Annotated in this window: 20 protein-coding genes; 7 read left to right on the forward strand and 13 right to left on the reverse strand. The window is 54.7% G+C overall.

Features of this window, described 5'->3' with window-relative positions; genetic code table 11:
* Positions 1-13: 13 nt before the first annotated feature.
* Entirely contained in the window at positions 14-946 is a 933-nt protein-coding gene (locus Q4G72_RS13370; RefSeq protein ID WP_303311933.1) for a hypothetical protein, read from the reverse strand.
* The gene (locus Q4G72_RS13375) at positions 939-1,841 is read right to left on the reverse strand and encodes a DUF58 domain-containing protein (RefSeq protein WP_303311934.1); all 903 of its coding nucleotides are present in this window, start codon (positions 1,839-1,841) and stop codon (positions 939-941) included. The genes Q4G72_RS13370 and Q4G72_RS13375 overlap by 8 nt, the downstream gene beginning before the upstream one ends.
* Before the next feature lie 36 nt (positions 1,842-1,877).
* Here Q4G72_RS13375 and Q4G72_RS13380 point away from each other — a divergent pair, with 36 nt between their 5' ends.
* A complete protein-coding gene (locus Q4G72_RS13380; protein ID WP_303311935.1) occupies positions 1,878-2,279 on the forward strand; it encodes a DUF4296 domain-containing protein in 402 nt (133 codons plus the stop codon).
* Here Q4G72_RS13380 and Q4G72_RS13385 read toward each other — a convergent pair.
* The 6 genes from Q4G72_RS13385 to egtB form a co-directional block, all read right to left on the reverse strand.
* Positions 2,236-2,583 (reverse strand): tRNA-binding protein, encoded by a 348-nt coding sequence (locus tag Q4G72_RS13385; protein WP_303311936.1) that lies wholly within the window; start codon positions 2,581-2,583, stop codon positions 2,236-2,238. The genes Q4G72_RS13380 and Q4G72_RS13385 overlap by 44 nt on opposite strands.
* 102 nt (positions 2,584-2,685) lie before the next feature.
* Positions 2,686-3,219, reverse strand: coding sequence for a DUF922 domain-containing protein (locus Q4G72_RS13390; protein WP_303311937.1), 534 nt, complete (start codon positions 3,217-3,219; stop codon positions 2,686-2,688).
* 47 nt (positions 3,220-3,266) lie between these two features.
* The gene (locus Q4G72_RS13395) at positions 3,267-4,631 is read right to left on the reverse strand and encodes an MATE family efflux transporter (protein WP_303311938.1); all 1,365 of its coding nucleotides are present in this window, start codon (positions 4,629-4,631) and stop codon (positions 3,267-3,269) included.
* A gap of 68 nt (positions 4,632-4,699) precedes the next feature.
* Positions 4,700-5,794 (reverse strand): pyridoxal phosphate-dependent aminotransferase, encoded by a 1,095-nt coding sequence (locus Q4G72_RS13400; protein WP_303311939.1) that lies wholly within the window; start codon positions 5,792-5,794, stop codon positions 4,700-4,702.
* Positions 5,795-5,817: 23 nt separating this feature from the next.
* Positions 5,818-6,801, reverse strand: a complete 984-nt coding sequence (gene egtD / locus Q4G72_RS13405) for an L-histidine N(alpha)-methyltransferase (RefSeq protein ID WP_303311940.1) — start codon at positions 6,799-6,801, stop codon at positions 5,818-5,820.
* Positions 6,802-6,849: 48 nt separating this feature from the next.
* Positions 6,850-8,142 (reverse strand): ergothioneine biosynthesis protein EgtB, encoded by a 1,293-nt coding sequence (gene egtB, locus Q4G72_RS13410; RefSeq protein WP_303311941.1) that lies wholly within the window; start codon positions 8,140-8,142, stop codon positions 6,850-6,852.
* Between the two features lie 182 nt (positions 8,143-8,324).
* Between egtB and Q4G72_RS13415 the strand changes: the two genes are divergently transcribed.
* The 6 genes from Q4G72_RS13415 (at position 8,325) to Q4G72_RS13440 (ending at position 15,639) form a co-directional block, all read left to right on the forward strand.
* Entirely contained in the window at positions 8,325-9,398 is a 1,074-nt protein-coding gene (locus Q4G72_RS13415; protein WP_303311942.1) for an o-succinylbenzoate synthase, read from the forward strand.
* A 65-nt stretch (positions 9,399-9,463) separates the two neighbouring features.
* Positions 9,464-10,747 carry an aspartyl protease family protein gene (locus Q4G72_RS13420; protein WP_303311943.1) on the forward strand — a complete coding sequence of 428 codons (1,284 nt, stop codon included), beginning with the start codon at positions 9,464-9,466 and terminating at the stop codon, positions 10,745-10,747.
* A gap of 60 nt (positions 10,748-10,807) precedes the next feature.
* Positions 10,808-11,974 carry a lysophospholipid acyltransferase family protein gene (locus Q4G72_RS13425; protein WP_303311944.1) on the forward strand — a complete coding sequence of 389 codons (1,167 nt, stop codon included), beginning with the start codon at positions 10,808-10,810 and terminating at the stop codon, positions 11,972-11,974.
* 138 nt (positions 11,975-12,112) lie between these two features.
* Positions 12,113-13,108, forward strand: coding sequence for an alpha/beta hydrolase (locus tag Q4G72_RS13430; RefSeq protein WP_303311945.1), 996 nt, complete (start codon positions 12,113-12,115; stop codon positions 13,106-13,108).
* Between the two features lie 219 nt (positions 13,109-13,327).
* Positions 13,328-13,831 carry a phasin family protein gene (locus Q4G72_RS13435; RefSeq protein WP_303311946.1) on the forward strand — a complete coding sequence of 168 codons (504 nt, stop codon included), beginning with the start codon at positions 13,328-13,330 and terminating at the stop codon, positions 13,829-13,831.
* Between the two features lie 125 nt (positions 13,832-13,956).
* Positions 13,957-15,639, forward strand: coding sequence for an ABC1 kinase family protein (locus Q4G72_RS13440; RefSeq protein WP_303311947.1), 1,683 nt, complete (start codon positions 13,957-13,959; stop codon positions 15,637-15,639).
* Positions 15,640-15,693: 54 nt separating this feature from the next.
* Here Q4G72_RS13440 and Q4G72_RS13445 read toward each other — a convergent pair whose 3' ends face one another.
* The 5 genes from Q4G72_RS13445 to hppD all read right to left on the reverse strand — a co-directional run bounded on the left by Q4G72_RS13445 (position 15,694) and on the right by hppD (position 21,344).
* Positions 15,694-16,182, reverse strand: coding sequence for a hypothetical protein (locus Q4G72_RS13445; protein WP_303311948.1), 489 nt, complete (start codon positions 16,180-16,182; stop codon positions 15,694-15,696).
* A 259-nt stretch (positions 16,183-16,441) separates the two neighbouring features.
* A complete protein-coding gene (locus Q4G72_RS13450) occupies positions 16,442-16,948 on the reverse strand; it encodes a hypothetical protein (protein ID WP_303311949.1) in 507 nt (168 codons plus the stop codon).
* Positions 16,949-17,059: 111 nt separating this feature from the next.
* Positions 17,060-18,187 carry a hypothetical protein gene (locus Q4G72_RS13455; RefSeq protein WP_303311950.1) on the reverse strand — a complete coding sequence of 376 codons (1,128 nt, stop codon included), beginning with the start codon at positions 18,185-18,187 and terminating at the stop codon, positions 17,060-17,062.
* A gap of 107 nt (positions 18,188-18,294) precedes the next feature.
* Positions 18,295-20,031: a phospho-sugar mutase gene (locus tag Q4G72_RS13460; RefSeq protein ID WP_303311951.1), complete on the reverse strand. Its 1,737-nt coding sequence runs from the start codon at positions 20,029-20,031 to the stop codon at positions 18,295-18,297.
* 179 nt (positions 20,032-20,210) lie between these two features.
* The gene (gene hppD / locus Q4G72_RS13465) at positions 20,211-21,344 is read right to left on the reverse strand and encodes a 4-hydroxyphenylpyruvate dioxygenase (protein WP_303311952.1); all 1,134 of its coding nucleotides are present in this window, start codon (positions 21,342-21,344) and stop codon (positions 20,211-20,213) included.
* Between the last annotated feature and the right edge of the window lie 153 nt (positions 21,345-21,497).

A 21,497-nucleotide genomic window follows, 5' to 3' on the forward strand; every position in this document is an offset into this window, starting at 1 on the left:
TTTTACCGGCAGGCTAGCCCGCCTGATAAACCGCGCTATCCAGAACGCCGCGTTGAGTAGCTTTCTGGTAGCGCTCCTCCGCAAAATGGCGCAGTAAGTCAAACGCCCGATTAATTTCCTGGGTGTCCTCCGTAAGCATATGGCCGTAAATCACCTGGTCGGCGATGCGCAGGGCGGTGCTCACGGATGGCGCATGGTTGTACAGGCCTTCAATTTCCCGGGTAGTAAGGGTATTGAGGTTATTGTTCTCGAGCAGGGTAAGGTAGTTTTTCCAGAGCGTAATGGCCCGCTCCATGTTGGTGGTAGAGCGCGACAACTCAAACCGCTCTATGTGGCGGGCATATTGTGCCAGGAAGTAAGCGTGGTTTTTTCGCAGCTTATAACGCTGGTAGCGGCGGCGCAATGCCCGGCGAAAGGCCAGCACCAGCCCCCCGCCCAGTAGCAGCAGGCCACTCAGTCCGGCCAGCCAGTAAGGGTAATTAAACCGGTCGTCAATGGGTACCAACGTGGTGGTTTGGCGAAGGGCTGGCAGCGTGGTAGGTACCGTTTTTGGCGCCGTGTAAAGCAGGCGCACCGCCGCGGGGGCAGAAAGCAGCGTCAGCGTATCGCGGCCACGTAGCACCGTTATAGGCAGACGTAGCTGCTGCACGGAGTCCAGCGAGAAAGTGCGCAGCCGGTAGACCGTTCTGTCTAAGCTACGACCTTGCCGGGTGCGGGTAGGGTAGTACTGCTGCCCTAGGTATTCAAATGGGCTGAAATCGGCCACTGAATCCGGAAAAATTACTTCCAGCCCCGGGTTATGCGTATGGCGCAACTCATATTCTACCACTTCGCCCACGTGCGTGGCAGGGCGTAGAAAGCGCCCCCGCGGCGTTTCGTCTGGTTGCGCCAGGGCAGGCCCCGTTAGCAGGCCCCAAACCAGTACCAGGCAGTGTTTCTTACCCACGATTGCCTCGCTGATTGCGCCGCCGAAACAGATTGACTAACTGGGGCAGATAGTCGGCATCGGTGGTGATGGATAAAAACTCGGTGCGGTGGCGGCGACAGATCTGGCTGATCTGCTCCCGGTTCTGTTCATAGGTAGCCCGGTAGCGCGCCCGGAAGGTGGCGGAAGAGGTATTTACCCACACCGTGCGGTTGGTTTCCTGGTCGTGCAGGGGCACAATACCTAGGGGCGGAAACTCCCGCTCGCGGCGGTCCAGCAGCTGCACTACTACCAGGTCGTGCTTGCGGGCCAGCATGGTTAGCTCCCGCTCATAGGCCGTATCAATAAAATCGGAAATTAGCACCACCACCGAGCGCCGCTTCAGCAGCCCAAGGGCCTGCTTTATGCCAGCCGCCACGGCCGTGCTGGGTGAGCGGGGCGCCAAATCAAATAAGGATTTAATGAGAGCATAGGCGTGCCGGATGCCTTTGCCCGGCGGCAGATATAGCTCTTTCTGGTTGGAAAAAGCCAGGATACCCAGTTGCGCCGACTGCCGGGCGGCCGTCAGGGCCAGAATCCCGCAGATTTCGCGGCCCACATCCAGCTTGCGCCGGCCTTCGGCGCCCACACGTTGCGAAGCGCTGACGTCGAGCAGAAGCAATACCTGTTGTTCCCGCTCTTCTTTATAGGTTTTAACGAAGGTGCCGTGGCCTTTGCTGGATACGGCCCAGTCGATGGCCCGCACCTCGTCGCCGTACTGATACAGGCGCACATCATCAAATTCCAGTCCCGTGCCTTTGAATACGGAGTGGAAGTCGCCCTGCAACTGAGCGTCCACGGCCTGGCGGATCCGGATTTCAAACTGCCGCAGTTTGCGCAGCAGTAGTTGTAGTGGCGTGGCCTGAGGCGTATTCATTCCGGCTAAACTAACGCATCTTCCTAACTTTACAGCGTGAAAAGTCTCTCCCTCCGGGCACTTGTGGCCCTAAGTGTACTACTAGGTGCTTGCCAACGGCCCGAAGAGCCCGTGCCACCGCAAAAGCTACTGCCCAAACCAGACTTTGCCCGGCTGCTGATGGAACTGCACCTGACGGAAAGCCGCATTGATGCTGCCCACCTCTCGCGCGACTCCTCCGTGGCCTTGTTTGAGCAGGTGAAAGACAGCCTGCTGCAAAGCCACCATACCAACGACTCCACCTTCCGGCAGACGTACCGGTACTACAGCGTCCATGGAAAAGACCTGCAGGAAGTATACGATGCCGTGATTGACTCGCTGAATCTGCGCGGCGTAAGGCTACGGGGCAAATCGGCTAAGCCAGCCGAGCCCCGTTCGGAACCGGAGCATCTACTGTAGTCAGCACAATGTCCCCGTGCTCGTCAGCCACGCCGGTAACCAGGATTTCGGAGCTGAACGGGCCGATGCGGCGTGGTGGAAAATTGACCACGCACAATACCTGCCGGCCCACCAGGTCCTGGAGTTGATAGTGGCGGGTTATCTGGGCACTGGAGCGCTTCAGGCCAATTTCCGGGCCTAGATCTACTAAAAGCTGATATGCGGGTTTGCGCGCCTCGGGAAACTCCCGGGCTTCCAGAATGGTGCCGATGCGCAAATCCACGCGGGCGAAATCATCCCAGGTAATGAAGGAAGCGGAATCCATAGGTAGCTTTTGCCGGCAAGCTACCAAAAGCCGGACGTAGCTCACAAAAAAGGTGGCCGGCATTGCGCCGGCCACCCAAAGTGTATTGAGAGGTATGTACTCTTAGTTTGCTGCCGCAAACGCCGAAAGCTCCTGCAGGCGCTGCTGCACATTCTGGTCCCAAGCCTGCTGCTTGGCTGCATTCAGGCCGTGGTTGGTTTCCTGATCGTAGCGGGCTTCTTCCCGGCGCCAATCATTAAAGGCTATTCGGGTGAAGTTGTTGAGAGCAGGCTGGAGATGGTCGCAATTGAACTTTGCCAAGGCAATCTTCTGCCGGACGCGCCGGGCGTGCAATTCCGTTAGGTCAAAATGAATCTGCTCATGCCGCAGCAGCTCTGGTTTAGCCTGGGAGGCATTGCGTACCCACGACTCACTGGGCGTGAAAACGGCCCGTACGATGGTAGTAACCTGGTAGTTAACGCAGCTTACGCGCACGTCCAGATTAGCCGAAGTTAAGGCTGCCAGCTCAGCCGGCAGGGTAGGTCGCGCCTGAAAATCAGACCAGGTCAGGGGGCGGTTAGACTGCCATTCCAGAGTAGCTTGCGCCGGAATGGATTGTTGGGAGGTAGGCAGCAGGGCTGACAACCAAACCAACATAGGGAAGAGCATAGAATTCATCATAACCAAAAATAGGATTTTTTTGGTTAACGCGCTAATGCTATTTGTTGGTTCACAGCAAAGGCACTAAGTCGACGAAAACGCCATAAAAGCACCCCGGCTACCAGGCTAAGGCCCGTCAGTAGCCCGATCCAAACGCCCGGTGCGCCCATCTTTAATCCAAAGCCTAGGCCGTAGCCCAGTGGCAGTGCAATAGCCCAATACGCCAGCAGGGCCACTATGGAAGGCACTTTCACATCTTCCAGTCCCCGCAACGCCCCCAGGCCTACTACCTGCAGACCATCGGAAACCTGAAACAGGGCGGCAATCAGGAGCAATGTAGCAGCCTGAGCCAGCACCGAAGGGTCGTGGTTATAGAGCGTGGGCACGAAATGACGGCCCAGAATCAGCAACAAGCCCATGCTGCTCATAAAGAGAAAAGTCAGGAAGTAAGCTGTAAGGCCAGCCTGCCGGGTATTGTGGGCACTGCCCAGCCCCCGCTGGTTACCTACCCGAATGGTAGCCGCCGCCGCAATGCCGCTGGCAGCCATGTAGGTAACCGAGGCAACATTAATAGCAATTTGATGCGCTGCCAGCGCCGAAGCGCCCAACCAGCCAATCATAATAGCCGAGAAACTGAAGGCTCCCATCTCAAACATCATCTGCACCCCAATGGGCATGCCCAAGCCCAGCAGCCGGCGCATGGTACTGCCCGAAGCCGTGAGCCAGCTGCCGGCAGCTTCCCGGTACGGCTTTAGGCGACTGGCACGCAAAACATAAAGGGCCATCAGGGCGGCCATTAATACCCGGGCAATAAGGGTGGCCCAGGCAGCGCCCATCATGCCCATGCGTGGAGCACCCAGGTGACCAAAAATCAGTGCATAGCACAACAGGGCATTAACCACGTTGGCCATAATAGACAGGAACATAGCCTGCCGGGTGAGGCCCAGGCCTTCGGCAAACTGCTTAAAGCCCTGGAAAATCATCAGGGGAATCATGGAGGCAAAAAGCACGCGCACCCAGGGGGCCGCTAGCTTCACTACCTCGGCAGGCTGATTCAGATACCCGAGCAAATCCGGGACAATCAAACCAAAAGCAGCTAGCACCAGGCCGGCAACGGTGCAGAGCATTACCCCATTGATAAGCAGCTGTCCGATACGAAGAATATCCCGCTGCCCGTCGGCGGTAGCTACCAGCGGCGTAATACTCATGGAAAGGCCCAGCCCGAACACCATTACTACGGTACTGACGCTGACGCCCAAGGATACCGCAGCCAGGGGAACGGTACCCGTCTGGCCCACCATGATACTGTCGCAGACACTCACCATAATGTGGCCCAGCTGGCTCAGAACCACGGGGTAGGCCAGCAAAAGGGTGGGTTTAATATGCGGGCGGATAGCAGTAAGTGGCATGGCAACAGAAGAAACGAATCAACCGCAAAGGTACAACCCTACCGCGGGCCGATCATCCTTAGCTTACCTTACTGCTTCAGCAATGCACCCCGCAACCGCTCCAGAGCCGTACGCAAAGCTGATTCCGGCACGGCGCAGGAAATGCGCATAAACCCGGGTGCATGGCAGCCAGCGCCGTCCACTACGTCCACCCCGGCTTCGTGCAGCTGGCAGGTAAGTGCATGCGAGGCTGCCGTGGGAGAGAGGGAGGAGTCAAGAAAACCCCGAAAATCCGGGAAGGCATAATACGTGCCTTCCGTAGGTGCCAAGCGCACTTGTGGAATATCTTGTAGCCCCTGCAACAAAAGCTGGCGCAACGGCTGCAGCTTAGCCAGCAAATCCGCGGCAATAGGGCCGGCGTTGCTGGCGGCAGCTAGTCCGGCCAATTGATTAAGGCTGGCCACCGCGCCGCCGGTTGCATGCTGCCAGCGCGCGCACTTTTGCGCCAGTTCTACGGGAGCTACCAGGTAGCCCAGGCCCCAGCTCACCATGGCCAGCGACTTGGAAAAACCATTCACTACCACGTGTTGCTGCTGCGGATCGGGAAAATCGAGCAAGGAAGGTACCGGAGGCCCAAACGTGACAAGGTTATAAATTTCGTCGCTGAGCACCAGCATATGCGGATGGCGGCGGGTTACGTGCAGCAGGGCCTCTATTTCTGCGCTGGTATAAATGCGACCAGTAGGGTTGCAGGGGTTGGTAAACAGCAATATCCGGGTACGCGGTGTGAGGGCGGCTGCTAACTTTTCGGGGGAGAGGGTATATCCATCATCCGGCGAAAGGGGGAAGGTCTTTAAAGTGCCGCCAGCTTCCGCTATCAGGGCATCGAACCCAAACCAATTGGGCGTGGGCAGCAGCACTTCATCGCCGGGGCGCAGCGCGGCGCGCAGTACGGCAAACAGCGCCGCTTTGGTGCCCGCCGTTACCACCACCTGCTCCGGACTGACGTTGGCCGCTTGATACTGGTGAGCCAGTACTGCACGCAACTCAGGAAGTCCTGCCGCCGGGCCAGTAGGCAAAGGCCTGCCCTGGAGGTAGGGTTCCAGCTGCTGCAAGACCAGCGGCGGGGTAGGAAAATGGGGGTAGCCCGATGCCAGGCTGATTAGGGCAGCAGAGGATGACACAATGGTAAGATCAACAAGGAAAGCTATTGGACAGGAGCCAGCACCACATCGGCAAAGTATTGCCGCTCATCCGTGAAGAAGGCCACCACCTGCAGGTCAGCCGCCGCCGCCAGTTCCTCAATTTGAGGACGGGTAAATTTGTAGGAATTTTCGGTGTGAATGACTTCCCAGGCGGCAAAGGGCACGCTGAAATCCAACGCGGTAAAATGCACCGTCTGGGCCCGGCGGCTCACCAGGAAGGAGCGCACAGCGCCGCTTAGCGGGTCATAGTCAGTATAGTGGGCCCAGTGCTTCAGGTCGAAGTCAGCCCCTAGCTCGCGGTTTAGGCGGGTAAACAGGTTTAGGTTGAAGGCCGCCGTAACGCCTTGGCTGTCATCGTAAGCCGCACGAATAAGGCGCGGGTCTTTCTGCAGATCGAAACCAATGAGCAGCCGGTCGGCGGGAGCCAGATGGGAAGAAAGCTGCCGGAGGAACTGCTGCCGGTCATCGGGCAAAAAGTTGCCAATATTAGAACCCAGAAACAGTACCGCTTTGGGAGCTGCATCTTGCCGCACCTCCGCCAGCGCCGAGAAATAATCGGTTTCAATAGGCTCTACCTGCAGCTGGGGCAGCTCCCGCTGCAGGCTTTCCGCCAGCCCGGCCAGTGCCCCGCCTGAGATGTCCACCGGCTCATAGGTAAAAGCAGCACGCTGCTCCAGCAAATGCCGCAGCAGCACTTTCGTTTTCAGACCGTCGCCGGCACCCAACTCCAGCAGCCGAAACGGTTTGTTGCCAGCCGGCCGCAGCGCCTGGCTAATTTCGGCCTTCTGACCGGTAAAAATGCCCAGCTCGGTGCGCGTAGGGTAGTACTCCGGGAGCTGCATAATTTGCTGAAAAAGCCGGCTGCCCTCATCATCATAGAAGTACATCGATGATAAGGTTTTGGGCGTGTGGCTCAGGCCTTGGCGCACGTGGTGGGCAAGGGCAGTATCCGCAACAGAGGCTGGCGCAGTGGAAGAAGCAGGCATAAGGGAAAGCGGAGATGAAGAAAATGGCTTTTCAGCCGAAGAAAGTGGCTAGCGGGCCAGCCGGATGCCGGTAAACTGCCAGCGCTTATCAGCATGGAAGAAATTGCGGTAGCTCAACCGGATATGGCTGGCGGGCGTGGCGCAGGAGCCCCCGCGCAGCACCAGCTGATTTACCATAAACTTGCCGTTGTACTCCCCCAGCGCCCCGGCTGCTTTGTGGTAGCCCGGGTAAGGGTGATATGCCGAGTACGTCCATTCCCAAACGTCGCCCCACAATTGATGACATTCCGTGGGTGAGGCATCTGCAGCGAGTGGTTTAGGATGATACAGCCCACTTTCCTGAAAGTTGCCTTGTGGGGTAGTGGGGGCAAACTGGCGGGCGGCAATTTCCCATTCTGCCTCAGTGGGCAGCCGCGCCCCGGCCCAGTTGGCGTAGGCATCTGCCTCATAAAAGCTAACGTGCGTGACTGGTGCCGCCAGCTGCAGGGGCTGCAGTCCGCGCATGGTAAACTGAAACCAGCCTTCCGGGCGGTGCACCCAGTACAAAGGAGCTTGCCAGCCTTGCTGCTGCACCATATCCCAACCTTCGCCCAGCCAGAAACGGAAGTCCTTGTAAGCGCCGGCCTCCATAAATGCCAGGTACTCGGCGTTAGTCACCAGCCGGTTTTGCAGGCTGAAGTCTCCTACGTAGGTGGGGTGGCTCGGGAGCTCATTATCGAAGCAGAACCCTGGTTCCTGCTGGCCGATAGTATATACGCCTCCCGCCACGGGCAGCCAGGCGGCAGGCGGGGGCAGTGGGGCTTCGATGTTTTTTGGGGGAGCCGCCCGATAAGCCGGGGCCAGGGGGCTGGTGCTGAGAATGTACTGAATATCGGTAAGCAGAAGTTCCTGGTGTTGCTGCTCGTGTTGCAGGCCCAGCTCAAATAGCTCGAAAAAAACTGCGGGCAGCTCGCTGGCATAAGCATCCAGCAGGCGGCGGATGGCAAGGTCCACGGCGGCGCGGTAAGCATACACATCGGCCAGAGCAGGGCGGGAGATGGTGCCTCGGTCGGCGCGGTTTACCCGGCTGCCCAGGGAGTTATAGTAGGAGTTGAACAGGTAGGCATACTCCGGGTGGAAAACGGTGTAGTCCGGTAGATATTCGCGTAGCAGAAACGTCTCAAAAAACCAGGTGGTATGCGCCAGATGCCATTTGGGCGGGCTAACATCCAGCATGGGCTGCACCACGGTATCCTCAGGCAGCAACGGCCGGCAGATGGCCTCCGTTTGGGCCCGTACCAGGGAATAGCGGGCCAACAGCGCTTCGCCGGTGCGGGTGGCAGGAGTCAGGACTTCAGGCATGGCGTGGCAGGGTTAGGGCGGAAAGGTAGGTATTTCAATAACTGCTGAAGCCTGGGTCAGGTTTTCGGGCCCTATCCATACCAAACAGCTTTTACCGGCAAATACGTAGCATTGGGCCAGGTTGATAAGGGGTAGAGCGAAACCCGTCGTTATTTGCCCTTCTCTTTCATAACTAGTTCGCCATGGCTTTACACCTGCGCTACTCCCGCCGTGCTTTGCAGTTCAACTTTCCGGCCCGTACTTCCCGTGGTGCCCTGACAGAGCATATAGCCTGGTACCTGCATCTCACGGATGAGCGCCAACCACAAGTTCAGGGCATTGGCGAAGCAGCTCCTTTGGCCGGTCTCAGCCCCGACCACCGGCCCGATATAGAAGCGTTTCTCAGGGACCTATGCACCCGCTTTAACGCGGCCGGTTATCAGCAATTTACTCCGGAAGAAGTGCCGGTGCTGGTTGCGCCGGAGTGGCCATCCATCCGCTTTGCCCTGGAAGCCGCTGCTCTGGACTGGCTGCACGTAGGCCGCCGCATCCTCTTTGATACTGCCTTTAGCCGGGGAGAAGTCGGCCTGCCCATCAATGGCCTGATCTGGATGGGGGATGCTGCCTTTATGCGGGAACAGATTCGCCGGAAGCTAGGGGAGGGCTATTCCTGCCTGAAACTTAAAATCGGGAGCCTGGATTTTGCCACGGAATTGGAGCTGCTGGCGGAAATCCGGGCCGTAGCCAGCCCGCAAGAGCTAACGTTGCGGGTAGATGCCAATGGAGCCTTCAGCCCTGAAAACGCAGCGCAGCGCCTGGAACAGCTGGCTGCTTTTAGCCTGCATTCCATTGAACAGCCAGTGCAACCCGGGCAGCCAAACCTCATGGCCACCCTGTGTCAAACCTCACCCGTGCCCATTGCCCTGGATGAAGAGTTGATTGGCGTAACGGATGCCCAGAAGCAAGCCGCCCTGCTGGATGCGTTGCAGCCTGCATATATTATTCTGAAACCTACGTTGCTGGGAGGATTTGCGGCCACCCGGCGCTGGGTAGCGCTGGCTAAGGAGCGGGGCATTGGCTGGTGGCTTACCTCCGCCCTGGAATCCAATATTGGCCTCAATGCCGTGAGCCAACTCACAGCAGCTCTGCAGGTAGGTGATTTTCCGCAGGGCCTGGGTACCGGGCAACTCTACCATAATAACATCGCCAGCCCCCTGCATATACAACACGGTTACCTGCATTACGCTGCTGGTGGCGCCTGGGAAATACCCGACTAATGCACCGAAAAGGCTGGTTTCAGAAGTGCATTTTTCTTATATTACCCGATATCTATGTTGCCCTGATGCCTGCCCTCCTGTTCACCTTTGCTCATGCTTATTACCTGCCGCGGATCCGCTGCTGGGCGCTGCTGGTTGTGGTGTTGCTGCTGTTGGTGGCCCCCGGTTTCAGCCAGCCGGCAGTGTTTCAGTTTGCAAAGGCGCGCAAGCATCGGGTGGAGCTGCCCTTCGACCTGCAGCGCAACCTCATCATCGTAAGTGCCCAGCTCAACGGCAAGGGGCCGTATAACTTCATGCTCGATACTGGTGTGGGTACCTCCCTTATCACCGATCCGCATTTACAGCAACAATTGCAGCTGGCGGAAGGGCAGCGGTTTCGGGTGGCCGGCGTAGGCGAGGAAACGGCCCTGGAGGCTTTTATGACGGAAGGCGTGCGGGTGGAACTGGCCGGTGTAGTGGCCCCCAAGCTCGACATGCTGGTTTTTTCTGATGATGTGCTGGACCTCTCCAGCTACGTAGGTGTACCCATTCATGGCATTCTGGGCCGGGACCTGTTCCAGAGCTTTATTGTGGAGGTGCAGCCCAGTGAAGGTCGGTTGGTGTTGTTTGACCCCGTGAAATACAAGCACCCCCGGGGCCGGCGCTGGTCCAGTTTGCCCCTGGAAATGGAGGGTGACAAGGCTTACATCACCACTAATGTCACCCTGCACGATTCGCTAACGCTCCCACTAAAGCTGATTCTGGACACGGGCGCCGGACATGCCCTTTCTTTGGAAACCGGCTCCGATAAGCGCCTGACCCTACCGCCCAAAGTACTGCGCACCCAGCTGGGGCGCGGCCTCAGCGGCTATATCAACGGATATATGGGCCGGGTAACCTCCATGCAGCTGGGAAAATATCACCTCGACAACCTCCTGACCTCTTTCCCCGATGATGCCGATGTGCGCCAGCGCACCGAAACCTTCCGCAATGGCAACATTGGCCTGGAGTTGCTTAAGCGCTTCTCCCTTGTTATTGACTACCCGCACAACCGGCTGCTGCTAAAGCCCAACTCCCTGTACCACGACCCTTTTGAGCACGATATGTGCGGCCTGGATCTGGTAGCAACCGGCCCTGATTTTCGCTCCTTTATCGTGGTGAAAATTCAGCCGGCATCTCCGGCCGCGGAAGCAAAACTGCAACCCGGCGACCAGCTGGTGGCTATTAACATGCTGCCGGCCAACACCTACACGCTTACCCAACTCAGTCGGTTATTACATTCTGCCGATGGGCGTAGCATTCTGCTGGTGGTGCGCCGCTCCGATGGGGAACTGCACACCGCTATGGTGAAGCTGAGGCGGCAGATATAATTGGGGTTAGGCGAAAAATCCTACCTTACAAGCCCGTCATTTCTGCCCGATTTCCACCCAATGCCCACGGCCACTTCGTCCGCGCTGCCCCAGCCACCACCCGGCATTCGGGAAAATCAGCACATCTATTCTGATTATTTCGACGAAGAATTTGCCCGCGAGCTGGATGAAAACATCCTGCAATTGCTCGACCGGGTCTGGTTTCGCTCCAAGCTAGTGGGCTTCGAGGACTTTCCGCAGCGCAACAACCCCGACCGCCCCCTGATTTTTGCCTCCAACCACTCCGGCATGGCCTTTCCCTGGGATGCTATGGTGGCCCTGGCGCACCTGATGCGCTGCCTGCCCAAGCCGGACGATCTGCCCCGCCCGCTGTCGGCGCCGCTGCTGTCCAAGTCCACGCTCATGAACCCGTTTCTGGTGCGGGACTTCTGGAAAAAGTGTGGCTGTGTTGATGCCACCACGCTCAATTTCGAGACGATGATGTACTACCAGGAGCACAACCTGATGCTGTATCCGGAGGGCGTGCCGGGCATCGGGAAGGGGTTTAACCGCAAGTACCAGCTGCAGCGCATGGCCACCAGCATGCTGCGCCTTGGCATTCAGCACCGCACCGATATTGTGCCGTTTTACACCATCAACGGCGAATACCTGAACCCCTATGCGTATAGCTGGGACTGGATAAACCGCCTGAGCAAGAAAATTGGGATTCCCTTTTTGCCGCTGGGACCCATTATTTTGCTGGTGCTGCTGCAGCCCTGGTGTTTCTATATGGCCTTTCCGGCCAAACTCACCTTTGTGCTCGGTAAGCGCATCAGCCCCTATGAGCTAACCTCTAAAGCCCACGATGAGCTAAGCCGGGAGGAGTACTTAGAACTCAGCGAGCAGGTACGCCAGCATATGCAGCAGGAACTGGATGCCGCCGTGCAGCAACACGGCCGGCACCCGTACTGCTGGCAGGAACTATGGCAGCGCATGAAAGAAAACAGCCGCTATTTCCCCTTCTTTCTGCCTTTTGCCTGGCCGGCCTTATTCACTGAGTTTGAGCGGCAGTACGTGAAAGAAGGCCGCCGCAATATCAACCTTAATCTGACCAGCCCGGGTGCCTGGCTACGTATGATCTGGCGCAATCCGTTTACCATCAGCTTCTTTATTCCCATTCTGGGCTGGATTCCTATTGCCATTCGTGGCTACCGGGGAAATACGATTAAAAAGTTAGAGCAGTATTGAGGTCAAAAGTCTTATGGCCGCCTCGGCATTTTCTTTACTGATTTCAGAAGAAATTCTTCTTGTAAATCAAACTCTTAGCTAACACCCCTGCGCTTATTCTGCGTATACCCGTTCTAGAGTTGCCCACCGTTCCCACCCATGCCTTCTTCCCAACATTTGCTGCTGAAGCAGTTTCTCACGGCTGCCACAGGGCCACTGGCCCGGCAGCGGCCGTCCTTAAGTAAGCTACGGCTGGCGTGCGAACTGGGCGCTTTATTTCAGTTTCTGCCCTGGAATGTGTTTCTCGAAGAAACCTGCATTGAAGGTATGGAAGCGGAATGGCTCCGGCCCCGGGGCGTCCCTGCGCATCGGGTGTTGCTGTACCTGCATGGTGGCGGCTACGTGCTGGGCTCGCCCAATACCCACCGCAGCATGATTGGCGCCTTGGCCCAACGCTGCCAGATGCAAGCTCTGAGCATTAATTACCGCAAAGCCCCCGAGTATCCCTTTCCGGCCGCTTTGCAGGACGCGCTTTTGGCCTACCGCTGGCTGCTGCAGGAAGGATTTCAACCCCATAACATTATCATAGCCGGCGACTCCGCCGGGGGAGGGCTGACGCTGGCCTTGTTGCTGGCCCTGCGCGATGGGGGCGAGGCCCTGCCCGCCGCCGCTATTGGCCTTTCCCCGTGGACGGATCTGGCCCTACCGGCGGGCACACTCCATCGGTTGGCACAGGAAGAAACTCAGGTGCTGGAAGCGCTGGAAATCCGAAATTGGGGCGCTATGTACGCCGCCGATACGGCCCCGGGAAACCCGTTGCTTTCGCCCTCCAAAGCAGCTTTACACAACCTGCCACCGCTCCTGATTCAGCTTTCCGATGCCGAAGTGCTTTGTGAAGATGGGTTGGGATTTGTAGAAAAGGCCCGGGCTGCGGGCGTACCTGTTACGTTGCAGCAGTTTGAAGGCCTGGTGCATTGGTGGCACTTGTTCTGGCGGTTTCTGCCAGAAGGCCGGCAAGCCCTGGATCAGGTTGCGGTGTTTGTGCACGGTATCTGGTCTGCTCAGGTAGAAGCGGCGCGTCTGGTAGAGGTGGCCCGCAAAAAGGTAAAAGTGCCTGTTCGCAACAGCCTTGTTCAGCTTAGAAAATGGGTTTAACCATTAACTGGTATAAGCAGAGTCGAGGAGTCATTGAGTAGCCTGCTTCAGCAGAAAACGCTAGTCGAAAAAAGTCAGTGAAAAAATCTTTATCCTCACATTCAACTATATAGTGCGCTTTTCGTAGGTTTGCGCTAAGTAGTCGGCTTGCATACTACTTTTCCCGGCGGGCGGGTTGCGGCGCCGTTATTCTTTCACTTTTTTCTACCTCTACCTTTTATGGAAGATCTGTTTAAAAAATTCATCAACGCCGGTGTCGGCTTCGTGTCGCTCACCAGTGACCGGGTGCAGAACACCATCGACATGCTGGTGAAAGAAAGCAAACTGTCGGAGAAAGAGGGCGAGAAGATTATGGAAGAGCTGCGCAAAAACACTGACACCAAGCGCAAGGAGTTGGAAAAGCAGTTCAACAGCATCACTTCGCGCATGATGAAGACCGTGGGCCTGGCTACCAGCAGCGAAGTAGAAGAGCTGAAGCGCACCGTGAAAGGGGGCTCCAAGTCTTCAACTTCCGGCAGCAAATCAGGCGCGGCGGCAAAGCCAGCCGCGAAGTCTGCCGGCGCCAGCAAAACCAGCGGTGCTGCTAAAAGCGCTACTGCCAAAGCCGGTAGCGCATCGGCCAGCAAAGCTTCCAAACCAGCCGCAAGCAAGTCAACCGGTACAAAATCAGGCTCCAAGAGCGCCCCAAAAGCTTCTGACTCTACCGGTGCTTCGGCTTCCTAGTCGTCTCCTACAGCTTATCTGAGAAAAAGCCAGTTCCACGCACTGCGGGGCACTGGCTTTTTCCTTGTTAGTGGCATTCAGTCGCTATTTTGCACTTTCCTTTTGCTCACGCCGGCCTCTAGCGCATGTTTAAGAATACCATATCAAATCTGGGCCGCATTCGGCAGGTAGCAGAAGTGCTGGTGCGTTATGGGTTTGCGGATGTGGTAACCACGACGGCGCTGCGCCGCTTGGTGCCGCAGAAGCAGCGCCTTTCCTGGCGCAATTCCCAGCAGGCGGTGTTTGAAACCACGCGTTGGGAACGGGTGCGCATGATTATCGAGGAGCTGGGTCCCACCTTCATAAAGCTGGCCCAGGCCCTGAGCAACCGCGCCGACCTGCTCCCGCAAGGACTAATTGACGAGTTTGAAAAGCTGCAGAGCAATGTGCCGCCATTTGATGTACGCATTGCCCGGCAGATTATTGAGCAGGAGCTGGGAAAGCCGGTAGAAGAGCTGTTCAGTGAGTTTGAAGAAGTAACACTGGGCTCAGCCAGCATTGGGCAGGTGCACCGCGCCCGCCTGTATACCGGCGAGGAAGTGGTAGTGAAAGTGCAGCGCCCCGACGTGCAGGAAAAAGTGCGCACCGATCTGAGCCTGCTCCACGAATTGGTGCGTCTCACCAGCGGCTTCCTGCGCAAACATGGTCTCTCCAACCCCCAGGATATTGTGGACGCTTTTGAGCGGAGCATGCTCAAGGAAATGGACTATACCTCCGAGGCGCGGAGCATGGACCAGTTCCGCAAGCTTTACGCCGACTACGAGACGTTCTACATTCCCAAGCCTTTCCGGGAGCTGAGCACCGCCCGAGTACTAGTAATTGAGTATGTGAACGGCTGCAAAATTACGGATAAAGTGCAGCTAAATGCCTGGAATCTCAGCCCCGAGAAGGTGGCGGAAACCGGCATGGATATTTACCTCACGCAAATATTTGAGTTCGGGCGCTTCCACGCCGACCCGCACCCCGGCAACGTGCTGGTACGCCCCGACGGCACGCTGGTGCTCATCGATTTTGGCATGGTGGGCAAGCTCACCAAGCAGCAGAAATACGCCTTTGCCGGCGTGTTCATCAGCATGGCGCAGCAGGACCCGCGCGCCATGGCCCTGAGCTTCCGCCGCCTGTCCATCACCAGCGACATTCCTGACATGCGCGCCTTTGAGGCCGACCTCAACGAAATAATTGAGGACTTCTCAACGCTGGATGTGAAGGAAATGAATATGAGCGACCTGGCCGACTCGCTGCAGGGCATTATCTATAAATACAAGCTGCAGGTGCCCGGCGCGGTGTTTCTCATTCTGCGGGCCCTCGTTATTTTGGAAGGCATCGGCAAAGTACTGCACCCGTCCTTTAACACTTTTGAGTTTGTACGACCTTACGGTGCGCGCATTATGGCCGAGCAGTACTCACCGGAAAATATTCTCAGCGAAGCCCAATACACCGGCACGCAGTTGCTGGCGCTGCTCCAAACTCTACCTACCGATTTGCGCCAGATTGTGCGCAAAATTTCCCGCGGCGACCTGCGCGTGCGGGTAGAACTGGGCGGATACCAGCTGCTCCTGCGCAAAGCTGACCAACTGGTATCGCGCACTATTATTGCCCTGATTGCGGTGGCGTTTTTGCTGTTTTCGGGGCTGAGCCTGCTGGGGCATTATTCGCCGGAAATGCGTTACTCGCATGGTATTCCGGTGCTGACGTGGTGGAGCCTGGGTATTACTGGTTTTCTGTTTTTGGTATTGCTGATTTTAGGAACGAAGCGGGAACGTAAATAGCTTCTGTTAAAAATTTTACCCCAAGTATTTTGCTGTAATCATTTTTATTTGAATTTAAATTTGCAAATCGAATACACCAAAATCCTCAACTGGCATATATTTTCCTTGGTCTTTATCAAAGTAATAAATATTGACAATAGTTTTTTTATTTACTGTGTCTATTTTAATAAAACCTTTGTATTTATACCCGTTTTTGCTCACTATTTTATTAGCATTGATATAGTTTATGTCTTTTTTTAATATTTTAATTACAAAATTGTATGTATATTTTTTGCCTTTAAATGCAGAAAATAAATCGTGCGTCATTAGCCATTTTTCACTTGCTATTGTTAAATAACAATATTTATCTATGCAGCTTATTTTGGTATTTGTTTTCAAACTGCCAGTACAAGAAAGGCAAAATAACGCCAATGTCAGTAAATGTATTTTTTTCATTATTTTAAATAAATGTTTGTCGATTAATAAGTTATTGACAATTGGTTCAATCTTATTCAGAAACAAAAGTAAAAAACTATTCATTGCTATTTGCAACTGAGAGTTCAAAGCGCGAAAATAGGGAAGGCAAATAGATAATACTGCAGTAATGCCTTATGCTAATGTTTATATAAAATAAAAACGGCTTGCGAAGGATGTCGTCTTAAATACTCATAGGAACAAAAGTAGAGAGCCTAGGAATTACCGGACTTCTGTTTTTGGTGCTTCCGATTTTAGTAACTAAACGGGAGCAGAAACTTTAATAAATTGTATGCCTTTTGAAATATCTATACCCTGGCGAATTTTTTACTGTCAATCACAGACGTCCCTATTTTTGGGCGTAAAACACAAATTTTACGTCCAGGTACTGAGCAATACTATCTGCCAGGTGCAGCGCTTTCTCCTTTTGCCAGAAAGAGAATTTTTCAATAATAATTCCTTGAGGAGAATTCTGTACAGATAGCATGAGAATATAATAGATCTGTGCAGTCTCTACCTGCCAACCTCTACGCCCCGCTATTTCATATTCTGAGAAGTACTTTACTACTACACCAGTAATAGGTGGAAGTGGTTGCCATTCCCCCGATTTTACCCCAAATACGTTAGTAAAGCGCCGGTAGCGGCGGCCTGGAAGGTCTAGTTCAAACTCTGAAGGTTCAGTCCGAAGAATCAACCCGGTGATTATTAGTACTGCACTGAAGAAGAGCAAGCCAAAATGAAACCCTACGAGCCCTAAACAGAATATTAGCGCACCTGTAGTCATCAAAAAATACGCTCCGTAGCCTTTAACTGATTTTATTGGATTGAGTGACGTTTCAAATGATTTGGGCGGCATTAGATACAATAGTAAGATGCATAAAAAAGACCGGGCCAACTGACCCAGTCCTTCGTCATGGTGCTGCTGATTTTAGGAACGAAGCGGGAAAAAGGAGAGAATAAAGCACAACTATTGTAGAATCCAGTAATAGCCCAGCTGAATACCTGGAAGACCAAAATCGGGCATATAGTACCGATACACGGCATTTAATCGTACCTCCTGTCGGGGTGACAGAGGTATGCTTACACCAGCATATGCGTCCAAGTGAAATCTTAATTCTCCTGGGTTATTGGAGGTAGAAACAATTTTAAACGAAGCTGTGCTCCCAAGCGCCCTTTGTTCCGTTTCTACCTTTCCCAATGAAATGAAATCAATACCTGTACCACCGCCCACAATGAAATTAGGACGGCGGGAAGGCCCCATTTGCTTTCCAATGAGAAGAGTTGCTGAAAGAAATTGTAATCGTGCACGTACCCTTTCCTCTATATCTAAACTGGTTCCTCCATTGCTTCTAACCTGGTAAGGAGTCGTAGACTCGAAAAGGGCGGTGTAATCTAATTTAACTTTGGTTTGAAGGCCACTGGCCCGAAAAGCCATCCACTCCACACCGAATTGTCCACCCCATCCAGAAGATTTTTGACCATAAAAACCTTCTTCCTCAAGTGGAAAGGCAGTAGTGCTGACTCCTACTGCTTGTTTCCAGGCCGATTTGTTTGATAGCTGCCGGGGCTTCCAATTTGGCTCTATGCATTGGTTATACTGGGTCAATACTTTTTGCACGTTAGCTTCAGTAAAAGGAAGCTCCAGCATTTTGGAGCTTGTATGCTCAAGGGTGGGGCAGGCACGTAAATGTTTGTTGATTACGACATGCCAGTTCGTAGCATTCAGTTCATAAAGTGTATCAGTAGCTGCGGGGAGTAGCAGCATACCAAAGTCGTTTGCAAATGAATACAGGCTGGCGGGGCCGGCTTGCTGAAGCAGCACAAAGCGAGTGGCCACATTACCAGACGCCATTTTTACCTTTCTACTAGGAATAGGATGCCTCCCTTGTAGTCCATAGCCCAGCACCTGATCTGCTTGGAATATTTGCGGTTGATTGCCCGAAGGCGAATACAAATAGATACGAAGGTTGCCCTTCTCAGCTAAGTCGCCTCTTAGCGTGTCCCCTTTTAGGGTAATAACATAACCAGGCAACCCCTGCGCATAAGTTGATAAACTGCAAAAAATCAGAAGTAGCAAGCTGTAAAATCGAAGCATATAGTGTGAAACGCCAGTGGATAAAATGAATACAGAAAATGAGCTATATAAGCACAAAAAAAGACCGGGCCAAATGACCCGGTCTTTCGTCATGGTGCAAAGAAATCCTATTTCAGCTGCATATCCTCAATAATGGCCGCAATTTTCGCCTCGGCTTTTTTCTCTACCAGCTTATAGTCTACCACCGATTTCAGCGGCTCTTTCACGCTAAAATAGAACTTGATTTTGGGCTCGGTGCCGGAGGGGCGGGCAGAGATTTTGCTGCCGTCTGCCAGGAGGAACTGCAGCACATTGGAGCTCTCTAAACCAGTGGTGGTTTCCTGGCCAGATTGCAGGTTGCGGATGACGCCGGTTTTGTAGTCGCGCAGTTCCACTACGGGCAGGCCGGCAATGGTGCGGGGCGGGTTGGCGCGCAGGTCGCGCATCATGTCCTGAATCTCCTCGGCGCCGCGCTGGCCTTTTTTGGTGAGGGAAATCAGATGCTCTTTGTAGTAGCCATAGGTAGCATACATCTGCATCATTTCCTGATACAGCGTGTGGCCGTTGTCTTTGGCCACGGCCGCCATTTCTGCCAGCAGCGCGCAGGCCGATACAGCGTCTTTATCACGCACAAAGTCGCCAATCATGTAGCCGTAGCTTTCCTCGCCGCCGCCAATGTAGTTGGCTTCCCCTTCCAGGTCGCGGATGATGCCGGCAATGTACTTGAAGCCGGTCAGGGTCTGGTAAGCGGTTACATCGTAGGCGCGGGCCACGTCTCCCAGCACGTCGCTGGTCACAATGGTGTAGACGATGAAGTCCTTATCGGTCATTTTGCCGGCCTTGTGGCGGGCAGAAAGCAGATAATGTGTGAGCAGCGCTGCCGTCTGGTTGCCATTCACCAGCACCCATTCGCCATCGGTGTTTTTCACGCCAATGCCCACACGGTCTGCGTCGGGGTCGGTGGCCAGCACCAGGTCGGCATCCAGGGTTTTGGCCAGGTCGAGGGCCATTTGCATGGCTACTTTCTCTTCCGGATTCGGCGACAAAACGGTAGGAAAATTACCGTCCGGCGTGGCCTGAGCATCTACAATGTGCACATTGGTAAAGCCTAGCTGTGCCAGGGCTTTGGGTACCATGGTAATGCCGGTGCCGTGCAGTGGGGTGTACACAATCTTCAGATCATGCTGGCGCTGAATAGCTTCCGGGTTGATGCTTAGTTCCTTTACCTTGGCCAGATAGGCGGCATCCAGCTCCGCCCCAATCAGGTGAATGCGCGACTCATCTGCCTGAAACTTTACCTCGTCTACGCTCTGAATAGCGTTTACCTCAGTAATGATATTGGCATCGTGCGGGGCTACTACCTGGGCACCATCATTCCAGTAAACTTTGTAGCCGTTGTATTCTTTGGGGTTGTGCGAAGCCGTGATAACGCAGCCGCTCTGGCAGCGTAAATAGCGGATGGCGAAGGAAAGCTCCGGTGTGGGCCGCAGATCTTCAAACAGGTAAACCGTAATGCCATTGGCTGAGAAAATGCCGGCGGCAATGCGGGCAAACTCGCGGCTGTTGTTGCGCGAGTCGTGGGCCAGGGCCACCTTAATTTCCTGATGCGGAAACGACCTCAGCAGGTAATTGCACAAACCCTGCGTGGCCATACCCAGCGTGTAGCGGTTCATGCGGTTGGAGCCTGTGCCCATAATGCCGCGCAAACCACCAGTGCCAAATTCCAGGTCGCGGTAGAAAGCATCACTCAGGGCTTCTTCCTGATCGGTATTAATCAGCGCCTGTATATTGGCTTTGGTCTCGGCATCGTAGCTGCCATTTAGCCACGTGTTTATTTTCTGCTGAATGTCGGGTGTTAAGGCCATAGATAGGGAGAGAATAGGAGGGATTCAGGGGAGTGGGTAAACATCAGAAAAAATCTGTCATCCTGAGCTCCGCAAAGGACCTTATTACGTCAGAACGATACTGGTTGTGACAACTCGTTTCGACGCGATAAGGTCCTTCGCGGAGCTCAGGATGACAGACGTGTATTTTAAGGCGGGTGTTACAGATTGCCGCGTAGTGCCTGCTCGCGCTCAATGGCTTCAAACAGCGCCTTGAAGTTGCCCTTGCCGAAGCTCTTGGCACCTTTGCGCTGAATGATTTCATAGAATACGGTGGGGCGGTCTTCCACAGGCTTGGTGAAAATCTGCAGCAGGTAACCTTCTTCGTCGCGGTCTACCAGCAGGTTCAAATCCTTCACCGATTGCATGTCTTCGTCGATGTGGCCGATGCGGTCCAGCAGGTCGTCGTAGTACGTGGCGGGCACCGACAGGAACTCTACGCCGCGGCGGCGCAGCTCGCTCACGGTATGGCGAATGTCGTTGGTAGCAATAGCAATGTGTTGTACGCCGGGCGAGTGGTAGTAGTCGAGGTATTCCTCAATCTGTGACTTTTTCTTGCCTTCGGCGGGCTCGTTGATGGGGAACTTCACGTAGCCATTGCCATTGCTGACCACCTTCGACATCAATGCCGAATATTCCGTGCTGATGTCGTCATCATCAAAAGTGATGAGCAGCTTAAAGCCCATAACATCTTCGTAGAACTTCACCCACTGGTTCATCTCGCCCCAGCCCACGTTGCCTACGCAGTGGTCGATGTGCAGCAGACCAACGGGCGCGCCCTGCGGTACCAGGCTTTTCTTGGCCACAAAGCCGGGTAGGAATGGGCCGCTGTATTTGCTGCGCTCCACGAAAGTGTGGATGGTTTCGCCGTAGGTGTAAATGCCGGAGAGCGTTACTTCGCCGTACTCGTCGGAAATGGTGTGGGGCTCAAAAGCGGGCTTGGCGCCGCGCTTGGTGGTTTCTTCGAAGGATTTGCGGGCATCATCCACCCACAGGGCCATTACCTTCACCCCGTCGCCGTGCTGGCGCACATGGTTGGTAATGTCAGAGTCGGGGAGGAGGGAAGTAGTGAGGACAATCCGGATTTTGCCTTGCTGCAATACATAGCTGGCCCGGTCGCGCACGCCGGTTTCGGGGCCGGCATAGGCTACCAGCTCATAGCCGAAAGCCGCCTGATAATAGTAGGCCGATTGCTTGGCATTGCCCACGTAAAATTCAACGTAGTCAGTACCATTGAGGGGAAGGAAATCCTGGGCGGGTTGGGCCTTTACTTCCGGCGAGGTCATCGTTTGCATGGCAGAAACAGCTTGGGTGGGTTCGGGTGGAGATATTCCGGTTGTGTGGGGTAAAAATACAGGTTTACCCTAAATCGTTCCGCGAAAAGTACAGACCCCTTCCGGTCATCGGATGTTTTGGCCCGAGTTGTGCGGCAGAATTGCCGAAACCTA

This window comes from Hymenobacter sp. BT730 (assembly GCF_030542105.1).
GTDB lineage: Bacteria > Bacteroidota > Bacteroidia > Cytophagales > Hymenobacteraceae > Hymenobacter.

Coding starts and splice junctions, on each gene's coding strand:
- Q4G72_RS13420 (WP_303311943.1), top strand. CDS start 9,464: ATGCCTGCCCTCCTGTTCACCTTTGCTCATGCTTATTACCTGCCGCGG.
- egtD (WP_303311940.1), bottom strand. CDS start 6,801: ATGCCTGCTTCTTCCACTGCGCCAGCCTCTGTTGCGGATACTGCCCTT.
- egtB (WP_303311941.1), bottom strand. CDS start 8,142: ATGCCTGAAGTCCTGACTCCTGCCACCCGCACCGGCGAAGCGCTGTTG.
- Q4G72_RS13455 (WP_303311950.1), bottom strand. CDS start 18,187: ATGCTTCGATTTTACAGCTTGCTACTTCTGATTTTTTGCAGTTTATCA.
- Q4G72_RS13430 (WP_303311945.1), top strand. CDS start 12,113: ATGCCTTCTTCCCAACATTTGCTGCTGAAGCAGTTTCTCACGGCTGCC.
- Q4G72_RS13440 (WP_303311947.1), top strand. CDS start 13,957: ATGTTTAAGAATACCATATCAAATCTGGGCCGCATTCGGCAGGTAGCA.
- Q4G72_RS13390 (WP_303311937.1), bottom strand. CDS start 3,219: ATGTTGGTTTGGTTGTCAGCCCTGCTGCCTACCTCCCAACAATCCATT.
- hppD (WP_303311952.1), bottom strand. CDS start 21,344: ATGCAAACGATGACCTCGCCGGAAGTAAAGGCCCAACCCGCCCAGGAT.
- Q4G72_RS13435 (WP_303311946.1), top strand. CDS start 13,328: ATGGAAGATCTGTTTAAAAAATTCATCAACGCCGGTGTCGGCTTCGTG.
- Q4G72_RS13395 (WP_303311938.1), bottom strand. CDS start 4,631: ATGCCACTTACTGCTATCCGCCCGCATATTAAACCCACCCTTTTGCTG.
- Q4G72_RS13375 (WP_303311934.1), bottom strand. CDS start 1,841: ATGAATACGCCTCAGGCCACGCCACTACAACTACTGCTGCGCAAACTG.
- Q4G72_RS13385 (WP_303311936.1), bottom strand. CDS start 2,583: ATGGATTCCGCTTCCTTCATTACCTGGGATGATTTCGCCCGCGTGGAT.
- Q4G72_RS13460 (WP_303311951.1), bottom strand. CDS start 20,031: ATGGCCTTAACACCCGACATTCAGCAGAAAATAAACACGTGGCTAAAT.
- Q4G72_RS13450 (WP_303311949.1), bottom strand. CDS start 16,948: ATGCCGCCCAAATCATTTGAAACGTCACTCAATCCAATAAAATCAGTT.
- Q4G72_RS13425 (WP_303311944.1), top strand. CDS start 10,808: ATGCCCACGGCCACTTCGTCCGCGCTGCCCCAGCCACCACCCGGCATT.
- Q4G72_RS13415 (WP_303311942.1), top strand. CDS start 8,325: ATGGCTTTACACCTGCGCTACTCCCGCCGTGCTTTGCAGTTCAACTTT.